At 57.7% G+C, this 17,136-nt stretch carries 19 protein-coding genes and 4 tRNA genes; 16 read left to right on the top strand and 7 right to left on the bottom strand.

Going from position 1 to position 17,136, the window contains the following annotated elements:
- Positions 1–8: 8 nt before the first annotated feature.
- The 15 genes from cydX to pnuC all read left to right on the top strand — a co-directional run bounded on the left by cydX (position 9) and on the right by pnuC (position 8,780).
- Complete coding sequence (gene cydX, locus DW58_RS07910; RefSeq protein WP_055725978.1) at positions 9–122, top strand: cytochrome bd-I oxidase subunit CydX; 114 nt, start codon at positions 9–11, stop codon at positions 120–122.
- Entirely contained in the window at positions 122–415 is a 294-nt protein-coding gene (ybgE, locus tag DW58_RS07905) for a cyd operon protein YbgE (RefSeq protein WP_024548047.1), read from the top strand. Before cydX ends, ybgE begins: the two co-directional genes overlap by 1 nt.
- 192 nt (positions 416–607) lie before the next feature.
- Positions 608–1,012: a tol-pal system-associated acyl-CoA thioesterase gene (gene ybgC / locus DW58_RS07900; RefSeq protein WP_024548046.1), complete on the top strand. Its 405-nt coding sequence runs from the start codon at positions 608–610 to the stop codon at positions 1,010–1,012.
- Complete coding sequence (gene tolQ / locus DW58_RS07895) at positions 1,009–1,701, top strand: Tol-Pal system protein TolQ (protein WP_024548045.1); 693 nt, start codon at positions 1,009–1,011, stop codon at positions 1,699–1,701. Before ybgC ends, tolQ begins: the two co-directional genes overlap by 4 nt.
- Positions 1,702–1,704: 3 nt before the next feature.
- Complete coding sequence (tolR, locus tag DW58_RS07890; RefSeq protein WP_024548044.1) at positions 1,705–2,133, top strand: colicin uptake protein TolR; 429 nt, start codon at positions 1,705–1,707, stop codon at positions 2,131–2,133.
- Between the two features lie 37 nt (positions 2,134–2,170).
- A complete protein-coding gene (tolA, locus tag DW58_RS07885; protein ID WP_024548043.1) occupies positions 2,171–3,385 on the top strand; it encodes a cell envelope integrity protein TolA in 1,215 nt (404 codons plus the stop codon).
- 131 nt (positions 3,386–3,516) lie between these two features.
- Complete coding sequence (gene tolB, locus DW58_RS07880) at positions 3,517–4,809, top strand: Tol-Pal system beta propeller repeat protein TolB (protein ID WP_024548042.1); 1,293 nt, start codon at positions 3,517–3,519, stop codon at positions 4,807–4,809.
- A 35-nt stretch (positions 4,810–4,844) separates the two neighbouring features.
- Positions 4,845–5,366, top strand: coding sequence for a peptidoglycan-associated lipoprotein Pal (gene pal / locus DW58_RS07875; protein ID WP_024548041.1), 522 nt, complete (start codon positions 4,845–4,847; stop codon positions 5,364–5,366).
- A gap of 9 nt (positions 5,367–5,375) precedes the next feature.
- Positions 5,376–6,179, top strand: coding sequence for a cell division protein CpoB (cpoB, locus tag DW58_RS07870; protein WP_024548040.1), 804 nt, complete (start codon positions 5,376–5,378; stop codon positions 6,177–6,179).
- A gap of 162 nt (positions 6,180–6,341) precedes the next feature.
- Positions 6,342–6,417 (top strand) — tRNA-Lys (locus tag DW58_RS07865).
- Positions 6,418–6,460: 43 nt separating this feature from the next.
- Positions 6,461–6,536 (top strand) — tRNA-Val (locus tag DW58_RS07860).
- 4 nt (positions 6,537–6,540) lie between these two features.
- Positions 6,541–6,616, top strand: a tRNA-Lys gene (locus DW58_RS07855).
- Positions 6,617–6,669: 53 nt separating this feature from the next.
- Positions 6,670–6,745: transfer RNA gene (locus DW58_RS07850), tRNA-Lys, on the top strand.
- Positions 6,746–6,971: 226 nt separating this feature from the next.
- Positions 6,972–8,033: a quinolinate synthase NadA gene (gene nadA / locus DW58_RS07845; protein ID WP_029592671.1), complete on the top strand. Its 1,062-nt coding sequence runs from the start codon at positions 6,972–6,974 to the stop codon at positions 8,031–8,033.
- Between the two features lie 24 nt (positions 8,034–8,057).
- Positions 8,058–8,780, top strand: coding sequence for a nicotinamide riboside transporter PnuC (pnuC, locus tag DW58_RS07840; RefSeq protein ID WP_024548038.1), 723 nt, complete (start codon positions 8,058–8,060; stop codon positions 8,778–8,780).
- Here the strand turns inward: pnuC and zitB are convergent.
- Both zitB and DW58_RS07830 read right to left on the bottom strand, forming a co-directional pair.
- The gene (gene zitB, locus DW58_RS07835) at positions 8,774–9,739 is read right to left on the bottom strand and encodes a CDF family zinc transporter ZitB (protein WP_024548037.1); all 966 of its coding nucleotides are present in this window, start codon (positions 9,737–9,739) and stop codon (positions 8,774–8,776) included. The genes pnuC and zitB overlap by 7 nt on opposite strands.
- 125 nt (positions 9,740–9,864) lie before the next feature.
- A complete protein-coding gene (locus DW58_RS07830; RefSeq protein ID WP_024548036.1) occupies positions 9,865–10,278 on the bottom strand; it encodes a protein YbgS in 414 nt (137 codons plus the stop codon).
- Between the two features lie 321 nt (positions 10,279–10,599).
- On the opposite strand from DW58_RS07830, the gene aroG reads away from it, so the two are divergent.
- Positions 10,600–11,652: a 3-deoxy-7-phosphoheptulonate synthase AroG gene (aroG, locus tag DW58_RS07825; protein ID WP_024548035.1), complete on the top strand. Its 1,053-nt coding sequence runs from the start codon at positions 10,600–10,602 to the stop codon at positions 11,650–11,652.
- 65 nt (positions 11,653–11,717) lie between these two features.
- Here the strand turns inward: aroG and gpmA are convergent, their stop codons facing one another.
- The 5 genes from gpmA to galE form a co-directional block, all read right to left on the bottom strand.
- Entirely contained in the window at positions 11,718–12,470 is a 753-nt protein-coding gene (gene gpmA / locus DW58_RS07820; protein ID WP_024548034.1) for a 2,3-diphosphoglycerate-dependent phosphoglycerate mutase, read from the bottom strand.
- 267 nt (positions 12,471–12,737) lie between these two features.
- A complete protein-coding gene (gene galM, locus DW58_RS07815) occupies positions 12,738–13,778 on the bottom strand; it encodes a galactose-1-epimerase (RefSeq protein WP_024548033.1) in 1,041 nt (346 codons plus the stop codon).
- Positions 13,772–14,920, bottom strand: coding sequence for a galactokinase (gene galK / locus DW58_RS07810; RefSeq protein WP_024548032.1), 1,149 nt, complete (start codon positions 14,918–14,920; stop codon positions 13,772–13,774). Before galK ends, galM begins: the two co-directional genes overlap by 7 nt.
- A 4-nt stretch (positions 14,921–14,924) precedes the next feature.
- On the bottom strand, positions 14,925–15,971 hold the full coding sequence (gene galT, locus DW58_RS07805; RefSeq protein WP_024548031.1) for a galactose-1-phosphate uridylyltransferase: 1,047 nt from the start codon (positions 15,969–15,971) through the stop codon (positions 14,925–14,927).
- A gap of 9 nt (positions 15,972–15,980) precedes the next feature.
- Positions 15,981–16,997, bottom strand: coding sequence for a UDP-glucose 4-epimerase GalE (gene galE, locus DW58_RS07800; RefSeq protein ID WP_024548030.1), 1,017 nt, complete (start codon positions 16,995–16,997; stop codon positions 15,981–15,983).
- Positions 16,998–17,136 lie beyond the last annotated feature (139 nt).

The raw sequence follows: 17,136 nt of genomic DNA, 5'->3' as shown, positions 1-17,136 counted from the left end.
AGCTGATTATGTGGTACTTCGCATGGATTCTGGGGACGCTGCTTGCCTGTGCGTTTGGTGTTATCACCGCGCTGGCGCTGGAGCACGTAGAGGCCACCAACGCCGGTAAAGAAGAGCACTGATGAATAAGCTTATCGCAGCAGTATACGCGGTAATGGATAAGAGCCCGTTAAGGGCTCTTTCCTTAGTGATGGCGCTGGTTCTGGCAGGCTGTATGTTCTGGGACCCGTCGCGCTTCGCGGCAAAAACCAGCGAGCTTGAGATCTGGCAGGGCTTCCTGCTGATGTGGGCGGTGTGCGCTGGCGTAATCCACGGCGTCGGGTTTCGTCCACGCGCGGTGGTGTGGCAGGGGATTTTTTGCCCGCTGATAGCCGACCTGGTGCTGCTCGCCGGACTGCTTTTTTTCTTCTTCTGACCCCCTTTCTGACGGGGCGGCGAGGGCGGGTTTCAAAACGCGATCTGCGTCGCGAAATCCTCCCGCTCAGCCCCTCGCAATTCCCGCTTTCACATACCTGGAAATATTTACTCTCCGTTTACCTGAACCCATTCCAAACCCCTGACAGCTTGCGTATAGTAGCGAAGTTTAATGGTATTCCCGGGATGTAGAGTGAGCACAACGCCGTTTCGATGGCCGGTTCGTGTCTATTACGAAGACACCGACGCCGGTGGTGTGGTTTACCACGCCAGCTATGTTGCATTTTATGAGAGAGCACGCACAGAGATGCTGCGCCATCACCATTTCAGCCAGCAGGCTCTGATGGCAGAGCGAGTCGCTTTTGTGGTGCGCAGAATGACGCTTGACTATTTTGCGCCGGCGCGGCTCGACGACATGCTCGACATCCAGACCGAAATTACATCAATGCGTGGCACCTCCATGGTTTTCACGCAGCGGATCCTCAACGCGGACGGCACGCTTCTCAACCAGGCTGAAGTGCTGATCGTGTGCGTTGATCCACTCATCATGAAGCCTCGTGCGCTTCCCAAGTCTATTGTCGCGGAGTTCAAGCAGTGACTGACATGAATATCCTTGATTTGTTCCTGAAGGCGAGCCTTCTGGTTAAACTTATCATGTTGATTTTGATTGGTTTTTCAATCGCCTCCTGGGCTATCATCATCCAGAGAACGCGTATCCTTAATGCGGCAAGCCGTGAAGCTGAAGCGTTTGAAGATAAATTCTGGTCGGGCATCGAGCTGTCGCGCCTGTATCAGGAGAGTCAGGGGCGCCGTGACAATCTGGCGGGCTCTGAGCAAATCTTCTACTCCGGCTTTAAGGAGTTTGCCCGTTTACATCGTGCGAATAACCACGCGCCGGAAGCCGTCGTCGAAGGGGCATCGCGTGCGATGCGTATCTCGATGAATCGCGAGCTGGAAACGCTGGAAAACCACATTCCTTTCCTTGGCACCGTTGGCTCCATCAGTCCGTACATCGGCCTGTTTGGTACCGTATGGGGCATCATGCACGCCTTTATTGCGCTGGGCGCCGTTAAGCAGGCCACCTTGCAGATGGTTGCACCGGGTATCGCCGAAGCGCTTATCGCCACGGCAATCGGCCTGTTCGCTGCGATCCCGGCGGTAATGGCCTACAACCGCCTTAACCAGCGCGTGAACAAGCTGGAGCAGAACTACGACAACTTTATGGAAGAGTTCACCGCAATTCTCCACCGTCAGGCGTTCACCAGCAGCGAAAGCAGCAAGGGGTAAGAGATGGCCAGAACACGTGGACGTGGTCGCCGTGAACTGAAGTCCGAGATCAACATCGTGCCGCTTCTGGACGTGTTGCTGGTGCTGCTGCTTATCTTTATGGCGACGGCGCCCATCATTACCCAGAGCGTGGAAGTCGATCTGCCGGACGCGACCGATTCACAAACCGTCAGCGCCAACGATAACCCGCCGGTCATCATTGAGGTGTCGGGCGTGGGGCAGTACAGCGTTGTGGTGGACAAAGATCGTCTCGATCAGCTGCCGTCTGAGCAGGTGATCGCCGAAGCGCAGCGCCGCTTGCAGGAAAACCCGAAAACGGTCTTCCTGATCGGCGGGGCGAAAGAGGTGCCTTACGATGAAATTATCAAGGCGCTTAACCTGCTTCATCAGGCGGGAGTTAAATCCGTCGGCCTGATGACCCAGCCGATCTAACGCACGCTTACCAGACGAACAGTGACGGAAACCGAGAGTGTCAAAGGCTACCGAAGAAAACAGCAAGCTTAAACGAGCGATAATTATTTCCGGCGTTCTGCACGTGCTCCTTTTTGCACTGCTGATCTGGAGTTCGTTCGATGAGCATATTGAAGAAGCCGCGGGCGGTGGCGGCGGCTCTGCGATAGATGCGGTAATGGTCGATCCGGGCGCCATGGTGCAGCAGCACAATCGCGAACAGCAGCAGCAGGCGAGCGCCCAGCGTGCGGCCGAGCAGCGTGAAAAGCAGGCGCAGCAGCAGGCGGATGAGCTTCGCGAGAAGCAGGCCGCCGAACAGCAGCGTCTGAAAGAGATTGAAAAGCAGCGGCTCGAAGCGCAGGAACAGGCGCGTCAGCAGGAGCAGCAGCAGAAACAGGCCGAAGCCGCAACCAAACGCGCGCAGGAGCAGCAGAAGCAGGCAGAAGAGGCGGCAGCGAAAGCGGCAGCCGATGCCAAAGCAAAAGCGGACGCTCAGGCGAAAGCGGCGGAAGAGGCCGCGAAAAAAGCAGCAGCTGACGCCGAGAAGAAAGCCGCTGCGGACGCCGCGAAGAAGGCCGCCGAGGCCGAAAAAGCCGCTGCCGATGCAGCCGCGAAGAAAGCCAAACAGGACGCTGAGAAAAAAGCCGCCGCCGAAGCCGCTAAACAGGCTGCGGCAGAAAAAGCCGCCGCCGAGAAAGCCGCGGCTGCGGAAAAAGCGGCCGCAGAGAAGGCCGCTGCCGAGAAGAAAGCCGCTGCGGATGCGAAGAAAGCTGCCGACGCGAAGAAGAAAGCGGCTGCCGAGAAAGCCGCCGCAGATAAGGCCGCCGCGGCGAAAGCAGCGGATGGCGTGGATGAACTTTTCGGCGATCTCAGCTCAGGTAAGAATGCACCTAAAACAGGCGGTGGAGCGAAAGGAAATAATGCTTCCCCTGCCGGAACAGGTAACACTAAAAACAGTGGCGCGTCGGGTGCCGATATCAGCAACTACGCCGGGCAGATTAAATCTGCCATCGAGAGCAAGTTTTACGATGCCGCATCGTACTCGGGTAAAACCTGTACGCTGCGCGTGAAGCTGGCGCCGGACGGCCTGCTGCTGGATATCCAGTCTGAAGGCGGCGACCCGGCGCTCTGCCAGGCCGCAATTTCCGCGGCACGCCAGGCGCGGATCCCGAAACCGCCAAGTCAGGCTGTCTACGAAGTGTTCAAAAATGCACCGCTGGACTTCAAACCATGAGTTACACTTCCCCCCATCAGCGGGGGAAATCGAACCATGGTGAACCCCGCAGCGGTAATAGTGTTGTCAATTTGAGTTTGTTAACATTCTGCTAAATTATCGTGGCCGAGCGCCTTGATAAGGGAGATATGATGAAGCAGGCATTACGAGTAGCGTTTGGTTTTCTGATGCTGTGGGCAGCGGTGCTGCACGCAGAGGTGCGCATTGAAATCACCCAGGGCGTCGATTCCGCACGTCCTATCGGCGTGGTTCCCTTCCAGTGGGCCGGGCCAGGTGCGGCACCGGAAGATATTGGCGGCATTGTTAGCGCTGACTTACGTAACAGCGGTAAATTCAATCCGCTCGATCGTGCACGTCTGCCGCAGCAGCCGGGCACCGCGCAGGAAGTACAGCCGGCGGCATGGTCTGCGCTGGGTATTGATGCAGTAGTAGTAGGGCAGGTGACGCCGAACGCCGACGGTAGCTACAACGTGGCTTACCAACTGGTGGATACCGGTGCTGCGCCGGGTACCGTGCTGGCCCAGAACAATTTCAAAGTGAACAAGCAGTGGCTGCGCTATGCCGGCCATACTGCCAGCGACGAAGTGTTTGAGAAGCTGACCGGTATTAAAGGCGCGTTCCGTACCCGTATCGCCTACGTGGTGCAGACGAACGGCGGCCAGTTCCCGTATGAGCTGCGCGTATCCGACTATGACGGCTACAACCAGTTCGTGGTACACCGTTCGCCGCAGCCGCTGATGTCTCCGGCCTGGTCGCCGGACGGCAGCAAAGTGGCTTACGTCACCTTCGAAAGCGGCCGTTCTGCGCTGGTTATCCAGACGCTGTCCAACGGTGCGGTGCGTCAGGTTGCGTCGTTCCCACGCCACAACGGTGCGCCGTCCTTCTCGCCAGACGGCACCAAGCTTGCTTTCGCGCTCTCTAAAACCGGTAGCCTGAACCTCTACGTGATGGATATCGGCTCCGGCCAGATCCGTCAGGTGACCGACGGTCGAAGCAACAACACGGAACCGACCTGGTTCCCGGATAGCCAGACCCTGGCCTATACCTCTGACCAGGCAGGTCGTCCTCAGGTTTATAAAGTGAACATCAACGGTGGTACCCCGCAGCGTCTGACCTGGGAAGGTTCACAGAACCAGGATGCGGACGTCAGCAGCGACGGTAAGTTCATGGTGATGGTCAGCTCTAACGGCGGTGCTCAACACATCGCTAAGCAAGATCTTGTGAGCGGTGGCGTACAAACTTTATCGTCAACGTTCCTGGATGAAACGCCAAGTCTGGCACCTAACGGCACTATGGTTATCTACAGCTCTTCTCAGGGGATGGGATCCGTGCTGAATCTGGTCTCTACAGATGGGCGTTTCAAAGCGCGTCTTCCGGCAACCGATGGTCAGGTTAAATCTCCGGCCTGGTCGCCGTATCTGTAATAATAAAATACTGATAATTTTAAAGGATCAAAGAAATGCAACTGAACAAAGTGCTGAAAGGGCTGATGCTGGCTCTGCCTGTAATGGCAATCGCGGCGTGTTCTTCTAACAAGAACGCGAGCAACGATCAGAGCGGCGAAGGCATGCTGGGTGCCGGCACTGGTATGGACGCTAACGGCAACGGCAACATGTCTTCTGAAGAGCAGGCTCGTCTGCAGATGCAGCAGCTGCAGCAGAACAACATCGTTTACTTCGGTCTGGACAAGTACGATGTGAGCTCTGAATTCGCAGCAATGCTGGATGCCCACGCAAACTTCCTGCGTAGCAACCCGTCTTACAAAGTCACCGTAGAAGGTCACGCTGACGAACGTGGTACCCCGGAGTACAACATCTCCCTGGGTGAGCGTCGTGCTAACGCCGTTAAAATGTACCTGCAGGGTAAAGGCGTTTCTGCTGACCAGATCTCCATCGTTTCTTACGGTAAAGAAAAACCTGCAGTACTGGGTCACGACGAAGCGGCTTACGCTAAAAACCGTCGCGCCGTACTGGTTTACTAAGAGAATTGCATGAGCAGTAACTTCAGACATCTCGTTATGGGTCTGTCGTTACTGGTTGGCGTAGCGACCCCCTGGGTCGCTACTGCCCAGGCGCCAATCAGTAATGTCGGCTCGGGCTCGGTCGAAGACCGCGTCACACAGCTTGAGCGTATTTCTAACGCTCACAGCCAGCTCTTAACCCAGCTTCAGCAACAGCTTTCTGACAATCAGTCCGACATCGATGCATTGCGCGGTCAGATTCAGGAGAGCCAGTATCAGCTGAATCAGGTGGTCGAGCGCCAGAAGCAAATTTTGTTGCAGATGGACAGTTTGAACAACGGGGCTGCAGCAGGCGCTACGCCTGACGCAGGCGCGAATACGCAAAGCAACGCCGGTGGTAATGCCACCGACGGGCAGCAGGCTGCGGCAGCACCGGCTACCGGTGCGCCGGTTCAGAGTGGTGATGCCAATACGGATTACAACGCCGCGTTCGCTCTGGTGCAGGATAAATCGCGCCAGGACGATGCCATCGCCGCGTTCCAGAATTTTGTCAAAAAGTACCCGGATTCCACTTACCAGCCGAACGCAAACTACTGGCTGGGACAGTTGAATTACAACAAGGGGAAAAAGGACGATGCGGCGTACTACTTTGCCTCCGTGGTGAAGAACTACCCGAAATCGCCGAAAGCGCCAGACGCGATGTTTAAAGTCGGCGTGATCATGCAGGACAAGGGCGATAGCGCCAAAGCCAAAGCGGTGTATCAGCAGGTGATCGGTAAATACCCTGGCACCGAAGGGGCGAAGCAGGCCCAGAAACGACTGAACGCGATGTAACGCCTGGTGGATGACCAGATGCCGTTGGTTTTCTGGTCGTGCCGCGCGAAACGTAAACAGTTAAGTCGTTCTGAATGAAATAGTTGTTGCGTCATAATCTTAAATCAGTAATATATGCCGCCGTTGCCACGGGATGCGAAGCAGGCCCGGTGTGACTAAAGTGGGTCGTTAGCTCAGTTGGTAGAGCAGTTGACTTTTAATCAATTGGTCGCAGGTTCGAGCCCTGCACGACCCACCACTTCTGAGAAGTTCGCTTCATTGAAGACCAGCATTGCATTTGTGGGTGATTAGCTCAGCTGGGAGAGCACCTCCCTTACAAGGAGGGGGTCGGCGGTTCGATCCCGTCATCACCCACCACTTCGGGTCGTTAGCTCAGTTGGTAGAGCAGTTGACTTTTAATCAATTGGTCGCAGGTTCGAGCCCTGCACGACCCACCACTTTCTGAAGTGGTGTCCGGAAAAGTTTTACGTTTCGAAGTCATCACCCGAATGGGTCGTTAGCTCAGTTGGTAGAGCAGTTGACTTTTAATCAATTGGTCGCAGGTTCGAGCCCTGCACGACCCACCACTTCGGATATCGATGTAGAAAGGCGCCCTGAAGGCGCCTTTTTGCTGTCTGCGTTTCGCCGCCGCACCGTTACGCCTCTCACCTTTACCGCTTCCCGGTTTTTCCCCACGACTTTTATTTTATTATCGGCTATCTTGTTTAGCATACAAAACAGGTGTCCGGGTTGAAGGCGCACATCGGCGTAAACCAGCGGCATTTGGTTAAGTCAACAAAACGAGAATGCATAATGAGCCTGATGTTTGACCCTGAAACGGCCATTTACCCGTTTCCCGCAAAGCCGGTGCCGTTGAGCGTTGATGAGACGCAGTTTTACCGTGAGAAAATCAAACGCCTGCTGAAGGCGCGTAACGCGGTGCTGGTGGCGCACTACTATACCGATCCCGAGATCCAGGCCCTGGCCGAAGAAACCGGTGGCTGTATTTCCGACTCGCTGGAGATGGCGCGCTTCGGGGCCCACCACAGCGCCTCCACGCTGTTGGTAGCCGGCGTGCGCTTTATGGGAGAGACGGCAAAAATCCTCAGCCCGGAAAAAACCATCCTTATGCCGACGCTCGACGCGGAGTGCTCGCTCGATCTCGGCTGCCCGGAAGAGGCGTTCAGTGCGTTCTGCGATGCGCATCCCGACAGAACGGTGGTGGTCTATGCCAATACCTCTGCGGCAGTCAAAGCGCGCGCCGACTGGGTGGTTACCTCCAGCATCGCGGTTGAACTGATTGAACACCTCGACAGCCTCGGGGAGAAGATCATCTGGGCGCCGGATCGCCACCTTGGAAACTACGTTCAGAAGCAGACCGGGGCGGACGTGCTGTGCTGGCAGGGCGCCTGTATCGTTCATGACGAGTTTAAAACCCAGGCGTTGGCGCGCATGAAAGCGCTCTGGCCCGACGCGGCGGTGCTGGTGCATCCCGAGTCGCCGCAGGCGGTGGTGGATCTGGCCGATGCGGTAGGCTCCACCAGCCAGCTTATCGCGGCGGCGAAAACCCTGCCGCACCAGCAGCTGATTGTGGCCACCGACCGCGGGATTTTCTACAAGATGCAGCAGGCGTGTCCGGAGAAAACCCTGCTGGAAGCACCGACAGCGGGAGAAGGGGCGACCTGCCGCAGCTGCGCCCACTGTCCGTGGATGGCGATGAACGGCCTCAAAGCGATTGCTGAGGCGCTGGAGCACGGCGGGGCGGCTCATGAGATTCATGTCGATGCCGCGCTGCGAGAGGGCGCGTTACGGCCGCTCAACCGGATGCTGGATTTTGCGGCTACACTTCGACTTTCCACCAAAGGCAATGCGTAAGGACGATTACGCTCAGGGGATAACATGGATTTTTTGAGTACGCAGAACATTCTGGTACACATTCCGCTTGGCGCGGGTGGGTACGATCTGTCATGGATTGAGGCGGTCGGCACCCTCGCCGGGCTGCTCTGCATCTGGCTTGCCAGCCTGGAAAAAACCATCAACTACGCGTTTGGGCTGGTCAACGTCACCCTGTTCGCGATTATCTTTTTCCAGATCCAGCTTTACGCCAGCCTGCTGCTGCAGATCTTCTTCTTTGTGGCCAACGTTTACGGGTGGTATGCCTGGACGCGGACGACCGCCCAGGATGAAGCGGCGTTACAGATTCGCTGGTTGCCAGGCGGCAAGGCCGCGGCGTGGGGAGCGGCCTGTGTGGTGGCGATTGGCCTGATGACGCTGTTTATCGACCCGGTGTTTGCGTTCCTGACGCGTACCGCGGTGGCCTTGATGCAGGGCCTGGGGCTGAACGTGGCGCTGCCTACGCTGCAGCCTGATGCGTTCCCGTTCTGGGACTCCTGCATGATGGTGCTGTCCATCGTGGCGATGATCCTGATGACGCGCAAGTATGTGGAGAACTGGCTGCTGTGGGTGGCGATTAACGTCATCAGCGTGGTCATCTTTGCCCTGCAGGGCGTATATGCCATGGCGCTGGAGTACCTGATTCTCACCTTCATTGCCCTGAACGGCAGCCGGATGTGGATCAACAGTGCCAGGGAGCGCGGCTCGCGCCCGCTGGCCAGTCAGTGATGGTGCGTATGGCCGTGCTCATGGTCGTGATGAGCGTGGCCTGACGCCGGTTGCAGGGTATGCAGATTACAGTCCAGCCCGCTACAGGGCTGGTACTCCATCTGTACCGTGGCGTGGGCAATCTGGTACTCGTGCGCCAGGAAATGATGAATGCGTTGCAGCAGAGCGTCATGGTCGTGCGGCGGAACCACTCTGACGTGCAGCGTCATCAGGGGTTTTTCGCCCACCAGCCAGATGTGCACGTGATGAATATCGCGCACCTCGGGCACTGCGCTGCCCAGTTTCCGCTTGAGTGACGCAACGTCCATACTGCGCGGTGCGCCTTCCAGCAGCTCGTTCACGCTTTCGCGCAGCAGCCGCCACGCGCTGCGTAGCACCAGCGCGGATACCAGAATCGACAGAATCGGATCGATCGGCGTCCAGCCCGTCCAGAGGATCACCAGCGCCGCGACGATGGCCCCCACTGACCCCAGTAGATCGCCCATCACATGCAGCGCCGCCGCCCGCACGTTGAGGTTTTTCTCTTCGCTGCCGCGGTGCAGCATCCAGAACGCCAGCAGGTTTGCCACCAGCCCGGCAATCGCGATACCAAGCATCAGCCCGCCCGCTACCGGGTGCGGCGTACGAAAGCGCTGTATCGCCTCCCAGAATATAAAGACCGTAATCAGCACCAGCGCGAGGGCATTGATAAACGCCGCAAGGGTAGTAAGGCGCAGCCAGCCGAAGGTGCGATGCGCATCGGGCGGGCGACGGGCGAACTGTACCGCCAGCAGAGCGACCAGCAGCGCGGCGGCGTCGGTCAGCATATGGCCAGCATCGGCCAGCAGCGCCAGCGAGCCGGAAATCAAGCCGCCGATCACTTCGATCAGCATAAACGTGGCGGTGATAGCAAAAGCAATCAGCAGACGACGCGCGTTCGCGTCCTGCGGAAGATGAGAGTGTGAATGATCGTGCGGCATAGTCCATCCCGGGTATACGGAGTCGTTGTCGTTTTCCGTCACGGCATCGTGAAGGGTAACCGGAATACCATAGCAAAAAAAAAGAGAGCCTAAGCTCTCCTTTTTTATTAACGAAGATGTAGCCGTTACTGCGTGGTGCCGTCTACTTTGGTATTGACTTCGTTATTGTTGGTCGTGCCATCAACTTTGGTACCGGCATCATTGTTCATTCCGTCACCGGTCTGCACTTTTTTATTCACGTCCGGGCAGCGTCCGTCTTTGCACATGGTATTTTTGTGCACTTCATCTTTGGACATGTTATCGGTGCCGGTGGCGCCGGTCGCAGAGTTGGTGCTGCCGGTATTGATGTTATTGTTGTTAACACCATTCGGCGCGATGTTTTCTTTCGCGTCAGGGGCTACCTGGCCTGCATCGGCCGCGGCGTTTGCCTGACCCTGATTGCCGCCGCTTGCTGCGCCGCCGGTTGCAGCCAGAGCCGCACCGCTTGCCAGTGTGAGTGTCGTTGTCAGGATTAAGGTCGCTAATTTATTCATTCTGATGCTCCTGTTCTGGTCGTTATGTGCTGGATAACTTCTTCCAACAGTGCAGTGCAAAATTCTGGCAAAAAACCAGAATCGGGTGAAATGTATCTTTGCTGCGTTTCAATTCAGCAGGCACTCTTGATAAAAGGCATAAAAAGAGAGCTAACAGTTAAAAAGTGTAGATTCGATCTCGCTTTTCGCTACGCCATTGTGCATATTTCCCGCTTTCCAGGATTTTTCTGCACCAAGTGTAAAAGACGGTTTACACTTCTTTTCGGGCAATATAGATTGAAGGGATTGCAACGAAGCAAAAATACAGAAATCCACTGGAACAGCCCGATGAATTATCAGAATGACGACCTCCGCATCACCGAAATTAACGAACTCCTTCCTCCTGTAGCGCTGCTTGAGAAGTTTCCGGCCACTGAAAACGCCGCCCGTACCGTCTCTCAGGCACGCCAGGCTATCCATCAGATCCTGAACGGTCATGACGATCGTCTGCTGGTGGTGATCGGGCCATGCTCCATTCACGATCCGAAAGCAGCCAAAGAGTACGCCAGCCGCTTGCTGGCCCTGCGCGACGCGCTGAAAGGCGAGCTGGAGATCGTGATGCGCGTTTACTTTGAGAAGCCGCGTACCACCGTGGGCTGGAAAGGGCTGATCAACGATCCGCATATGGATAACAGCTTCCAGATTAACGACGGCCTGCGCATTGCGCGTGAACTGCTGCTGGACATTAACCACAGCGGGCTGCCGGCGGCGGGCGAGTTTCTGGATATGATCACCCCGCAGTACATGGCGGATCTGATGAGCTGGGGAGCCATCGGCGCCCGTACCACCGAGTCCCAGGTTCACCGCGAGCTGGCGTCCGGGCTCTCCTGTCCGGTTGGCTTCAAAAACGGTACCGACGGCACCATCAAAGTGGCGATTGACGCCATCAATGCCGCCAGCGCGCCGCACTGCTTCCTCTCCGTGACCAAATGGGGCCACTCGGCGATTGTGAATACCAGCGGCAACGGTGACTGCCATATCATCCTGCGCGGCGGCAAAGAGCCGAACTACAGCGCAGCCCACGTTGCGGAAGTGAAGAGCGGTCTGCAGAAAGCTGGCCTGGCGCCGCAGGTGATGATCGATTTCAGCCACGCCAACTCCAGCAAGCAGTTTAAAAAGCAGATGGAAGTAGGGGCGGACGTGTGTCAGCAGCTGGCGGGCGGTGAAAAAGCCATTGTCGGCGTGATGATCGAAAGCCATCTGGTGGAAGGGAACCAGAGCCTGGAGAGCGGCGAACCGTTGGTATACGGCAAAAGCGTGACCGACGGCTGCATCGGCTGGGAAGACACCGACGCGATTCTGCATCAGCTGGCGGACGCCGTGAAAGCGCGTCGCGGCTAATCCTGCCTTGCGCGGATAAAAAAAGGCGTGGTCGATGACCACGCTTTTTTATTAGCGGTCGCGAATTACTTCGCTTTACCCTGGTTGGCGACGGCCGCGGCTTTCGCTGCGATCTCATCGGCGTTGCCGAGGTAGTAGTGTTTGATCGGTTTGAAGTTCTCGTCGAACTCGTACACCAGCGGTACGCCGGTCGGGATGTTCAGCTCAAGAATTTCGTCTTCGCTCATCTGATCCAGGTATTTCACCAGCGCGCGCAGGGAGTTACCGTGAGCGGCGATGATCACGCGCTCACCGCTTTTCAGACGCGGCAGGATGGAGTCGTTCCAGAACGGGATAACGCGATCGATGGTCAGCGCCAGGCTTTCGGTCAGCGGCAGTTCCTGCTCGGTCAGTTTTGCATAACGCGGGTCGTGGCCCGGGAAACGCTCGTCGTCTTTGGTCAGGGCCGGCGGCGTAATGGCAAAGCCGCGGCGCCACTGTTTAACCTGCTCGTCACCGTATTTCTCAGCGGTTTCGGCTTTGTTCAGACCCTGCAGCGCACCGTAGTGACGCTCGTTCAGCTTCCAGGATTTCTCAACCGGCAGCCAGGCCTGGTCAAGTTCGTCCAGCACGTTCCACAGGGTGTGGATTGCGCGTTTCAGCACTGACGTGTAAGCATAATCGAAAGAGAAACCTTCCGCTTTAAGCAGCTTACCCGCTGCTTTCGCTTCGCTTACGCCCTTCTCGGACAGGTCAACATCATACCAACCGGTGAAGCGGTTTTCGTTGTTCCACTGACTTTCGCCGTGACGAACCAGAACCAGCTTAGTAACAGCCATTTTATTACTCCTTATATACACGTCATCATCAAAGCCGCTTCACGCCAGGCGCAACGCAACTTGAATGAGTCGTGCATGAGATTGATAGAATGATAACAATTCTCATTATATTGCTACGGTGACGACAGCAGCAACGCTAAACCTTTACCATAGCGAAAATAGCGGCATAGTGTAAGCCGGTTGTGAATCCGCCGTTACTATTTTAGCGGTGACTGGCGCGATAATCGGCAACCCGCATAAAAAAAGCCCTCCTGAGAGGGCTGATGCTTAACGCGGGGTAAAGCGGTACTCCGTGACGCTGCGGTAGTCCTCACCGGGCCGAAGAATGCAGTCAGGCTGCGGCCATTCGGGGTGGTTAGGGGTGTCGGGCAGGAATTCGCTCTCCAGCGCCAGGCCTTGCCAGGCCTGATACTCGCCCTGTTCGCGCGCCGGCGTTCCCTCAAGGAAATTACCGGTATAGAACTGCAGGGCAGGGGCGGTGGTGAACACGCTCATCTGCAATTTATCATCCGCCGACCAGACCTCGGCGGCAGGCGTGGTCAGCTCGCCCGGCGCGTCGAGCAGGAACGCATGGTCATAACCGCGCGTTTTCTGCTGCGCCTCGTCGCTGAGGAAATCCTGGGCGATACGTTTGGGCGTGCGGAAATCGAAGCTGGTGTTTTCCACCGGCTGCAGACCGCTTTCCGGGATCCCTTCGGCGTTGACCGGCAGCCAGCGGCTGGCGAACAGCTGCAGCCGATGGTCGCGCACGTCGTCCTGGGTACCGTCAAGATTGAAATAGGCATGGTTCGTGAGGTTAACCGGGCAGGGCTTGTCGACCTGCGCGCGGTACTCAATCACCAGACCGTTATCGTCGCTCAGCGTGTAGTGCGCCGTGGCGCGCAGTTCGCCAGGATAACCCTGATCGCCATCCGGTGAGTCCAGGGTGTAGAGCACTTCGCGCTCGTTCTGCCGCACGATACGCCAGCGGCGTTTGTCGAACCCGTCCGGGCCACCGTGCAACTGGTTTTCCCCCTGGCTCGGTACCAGCTGCACGCGGGTACCGTCGAGGGTAAACTCGCTGCGGGCGATGCGGTTGGCATAGCGGCCAATCGACGCGCCGAGAAACGCAGTTTGCTGCTGATACACTTCCGGGCTTGGGCACCCCAGCAGGGTTTCCCGTACGGTTCCATCTTTCATCGGCACACGGCAGGAGAGCAGGGTAGCTCCCCAGTCCATTACCGTCACCACCATCCCGTTGGCGTTACGCAACGTGGAAAGACGGTACGGTAACCCATCCGGTGCCAGCGTCGGTGTTTCTTTTAGCACTGACCTGCTCCTTGTGAAGGTTTACAGACGTAAAACGTCTCCTTAATACCGGTTTTCGCTTCGTACTGCGCTTCAACGGCCTGCTTCACGTCCGCCACGCGGTGCTCCGGCACCAGCGCCACGACGCAGCCGCCGAAACCGCCGCCGGTCATGCGCACGCCGCCTTCATCGCCGATCACGCCCTTCACGATCTCAACCAGCGTATCGATCTGCGGCACGGTGATTTCAAAGTCATCACGCATGGAGGCGTGTGACGCCGCCATCAGCTCGCCCATACGCTTCAGGTCGCCTTTCGCCAGCGCGTCGGCCGCCTCCAGCGTGCGGGCGTTCTCGGTCAGCACGTGACGCACGCGTTTCGCCACCACCGGGTCCAGTTCGTGCGCCACGGCGTTGAACTGGTCGAGGCTGACATCGCGCAGTGCTTTCTGGGTAAAGAAACGCGCCCCGGTTTCACACTGCTCGCGGCGGGTGTTGTACTCGCTACCCACCAGCGTGCGCTTGAAGTTGCTGTTGATGATTACCACCGCCACACCCTGCGGCATCGGCACGGCTTTGGTACCGAGGCTGCGGCAATCCAGCAGCAGCGCGTGCCCCTCTTTACCGAGCGCGGAGATCAGCTGATCCATAATCCCGCAGTTGCAGCCGACAAACTGGTTCTCGGCTTCCTGGCCGTTAAGGGCGATCTGCGCGCCGTCCAGCGGCAGATGGTAAAGCTGCTGAAACACGGTGCCGACCGCCACTTCCAGCGACGCCGAGGAGCTCAGGCCAGCGCCCTGCGGCACGTTACCGCTGATCACCAGGTCCGCGCCGCCAAAGCTGCTGTCGCGCTGTTGCAGATGCTTCACCACGCCGCGCACGTAGTCAGACCACTGCTGCGACCCGTGCGACATGATCGGAGCATCCAGCGAGAAACTATCCTGCTGGTTGTCATAGTCCGCGGCGATCACGCGCACCATGCGGTCATCGCGCGCGGCACAGCTGATAACCGTTTGATAATCAATGGCGCACGGCAGTACGAAACCATCATTATAGTCGGTGTGTTCGCCGATGAGGTTTACGCGGCCAGGTGCCTGAATGGTATGGGTGGCAGGGTAGCCAAATTTTTCAGCAAACAGAGATTGGGTATGTTCTTTCAGACTCATTGTTTTAGACTCCTGATTCGCGAAAATGGACGTCGCTCACCGCACGCAGACGCTCGGCGGCCTGCTCGGCGGTTAAGTCGCGCTGGGTTTCCGCCAGCATTTCGTAGCCCACCATAAATTTACGTACCGTGGCGGATCGCAGCAGCGGCGGATAGAAGTGCGCATGCAGCTGCCAGTGCGCGTTCTCTTCGCCGTTAAACGGTGCGCCGTGCCAGCCCATTGAGTAGGGGAACGAGGTCTGGAACAGGTTGTCGTAGCGGCTGGTCAGTTTTTTCAGCGCTACCGCCAGATCGCGACGCTGGGCGTCACTCAGATCCGGCATCCGCAGCACCTGCGCTTTTGGCAGCAGCAGGGTTTCAAACGGCCAGGCCGCCCACCAGGGTACGACGGCGATCCAGTGCTCGGTTTCCACCACGGTACGGCTGCCGTCCTTCTGCTCGCGCGCCGCGTAGTCCACCAGCATCGGCGAACCGTGCTGTGCGAAATAGTCCCGCTGAAGCTGGTCTTCGCGCGCCGCTTCGTTGGGCAGGAAGCTGTTGGCCCAGATCTGACCGTGAGGATGCGGGTTGGAGCAGCCCATGGCGGCGCCTTTATTCTCAAACACCTGCACCCACGGCCACGCTTTGCCAAGCTCGGCGGTCTGGGTCTGCCAGGTCTGCACCACTTCTTCCAGCGCCGGAAGCGTCAGCTCCGGCAGCGTTTTGCTGTGATCCGGCGAGAAGCAAATAACCCGGCTGGTGCCGCGCGCGCTTTCCAGACCCATCAGCGCATCGTCCTGCGCCGGGGCGTCCGGGGTATCGGTCATCAGCGCGGCAAAATCATTGGTAAACACGTAGGTCCCGGTGTACTGCGGGTTTTTGTCCCCGGTGACGCGGGTGTTACCCGGACACAGGAAGCAGTCCGGGTCGTGCTGCGGCAGGGTCTGCCGTGCCGGCGTCTCCTGCGCGCCCTGCCACGGGCGTTTTGCACGGTGCGGGGATACCAGTATCCACTCGCCCTTCAGGGGGTTATAGCGGCGATGCGGGTGATCGACCGGATTAAATTGCTCCATCACAGATCCTTAATCTTTATAGCCTTGTGGGTGACGAGACTGCCAGCGCCAGGTGTCCGCCGCCATTTCATCGAGCGTACGGGTCACGCGCCAGTTGAGTTCTTTATCCGCTTTGCTGGCGTCCGCCCAGTAGGCGGGCAGATCGCCGTCGCGACGCGGCGCGAAGTGATAGTTCACCGGCTTGCCGCTGGCTTTGCTGAAGGCGTTTACCACGTCGAGCACGCTGCTGCCGACGCCCGCCCCGAGGTTATAGATGTGCACGCCCGGCTTGCCGGCCAGCACCTGCATGGCGGCAACGTGGCCGTCGGCGAGGTCCATCACGTGGATGTAGTCGCGCACCCCGGTACCGTCTTCGGTGGGGTAGTCGTTACCAAAAATCGCCAGCGAGTCGCGACGGCCAACCGCCACCTGGGCGATGTATGGCATCAGGTTATTCGGGATACCCTGTGGGTCTTCGCCCATATCGCCTGACGGATGCGCGCCGACCGGGTTGAAGTAGCGCAGCAGGGCAATGCTCCAGGCCGGATTGGCTTTTTGCAGGTCGGTGAGGATCTGCTCGACCATCAGCTTGCTTTTGCCGTACGGGCTCTGCGGCGTACCGGTCGGGAAGCTTTCCACGTAAGGGATTTTAGGCTGATCGCCGTAGACGGTGGCGGAGGAGCTGAAAATGAAGTTGGTGACGTTGGCGGCGCGCATGGCGGAGATAAGACGCAGAGTGCCGGTGACGTTGTTATCGTAATATTCGAGCGGCTTAGCGACCGATTCGCCCACGGCTTTCAGACCCGCAAAGTGAATCACGGCGTCGACCGCGTGGTCGTGGAAGATTTCCGTCAGCAGGGCTTCATCGCGAATATCGCCGTCGATGAACAGCGGCTGCTTGCCGCTCAGACGTTCAATCACCGACACAACGCTGCGCTTACTGTTACAGAGGTTATCGAGAATGATGACCTCGTGCCCATTCTGCAGCAGCTGCACGCAGGTATGACTTCCTATGTAACCGCTACCACCCGTTACGAGAACTCTCATTTTTCGCTCCATTAGGCCTATGGTATGTGAGAAACATAGCATAACAGAGAAGAAAAAAGTGTGACATGGGATAAAATAGTGGAATCGTTTACACAGGCGTTCGCTCAGGGTTAACCACGTTAATAACCTATTGTAAAAC

Source organism: Siccibacter turicensis LMG 23730 (assembly GCF_000463155.2).
Lineage (GTDB): Bacteria > Pseudomonadota > Gammaproteobacteria > Enterobacterales > Enterobacteriaceae > Siccibacter > Siccibacter turicensis.
The sequence above is the reverse complement of the archived record's forward strand: the minus strand, read 5'-3'. Positions and strand labels throughout refer to the sequence as shown.

What these genes read in the sequence shown, in the direction of transcription:
- cpoB (WP_024548040.1), top strand. Translation starts at nt 5,376, where the DNA reads ATGAGCAGTAACTTCAGACATCTCGTTATGGGTCTGTCGTTACTGGTT.
- ybgE (WP_024548047.1), top strand. Translation starts at nt 122, where the DNA reads ATGAATAAGCTTATCGCAGCAGTATACGCGGTAATGGATAAGAGCCCG.
- galK (WP_024548032.1), bottom strand. Translation starts at nt 14,920, where the DNA reads ATGAGTCTGAAAGAACATACCCAATCTCTGTTTGCTGAAAAATTTGGC.
- cydX (WP_055725978.1), top strand. Translation starts at nt 9, where the DNA reads ATGTGGTACTTCGCATGGATTCTGGGGACGCTGCTTGCCTGTGCGTTT.
- aroG (WP_024548035.1), top strand. Translation starts at nt 10,600, where the DNA reads ATGAATTATCAGAATGACGACCTCCGCATCACCGAAATTAACGAACTC.
- nadA (WP_029592671.1), top strand. Translation starts at nt 6,972, where the DNA reads ATGAGCCTGATGTTTGACCCTGAAACGGCCATTTACCCGTTTCCCGCA.
- zitB (WP_024548037.1), bottom strand. Translation starts at nt 9,739, where the DNA reads ATGCCGCACGATCATTCACACTCTCATCTTCCGCAGGACGCGAACGCG.
- galE (WP_024548030.1), bottom strand. Translation starts at nt 16,997, where the DNA reads ATGAGAGTTCTCGTAACGGGTGGTAGCGGTTACATAGGAAGTCATACC.
- pnuC (WP_024548038.1), top strand. Translation starts at nt 8,058, where the DNA reads ATGGATTTTTTGAGTACGCAGAACATTCTGGTACACATTCCGCTTGGC.
- tolR (WP_024548044.1), top strand. Translation starts at nt 1,705, where the DNA reads ATGGCCAGAACACGTGGACGTGGTCGCCGTGAACTGAAGTCCGAGATC.
- tolB (WP_024548042.1), top strand. Translation starts at nt 3,517, where the DNA reads ATGAAGCAGGCATTACGAGTAGCGTTTGGTTTTCTGATGCTGTGGGCA.
- gpmA (WP_024548034.1), bottom strand. Translation starts at nt 12,470, where the DNA reads ATGGCTGTTACTAAGCTGGTTCTGGTTCGTCACGGCGAAAGTCAGTGG.
- galT (WP_024548031.1), bottom strand. Translation starts at nt 15,971, where the DNA reads ATGGAGCAATTTAATCCGGTCGATCACCCGCATCGCCGCTATAACCCC.
- pal (WP_024548041.1), top strand. Translation starts at nt 4,845, where the DNA reads ATGCAACTGAACAAAGTGCTGAAAGGGCTGATGCTGGCTCTGCCTGTA.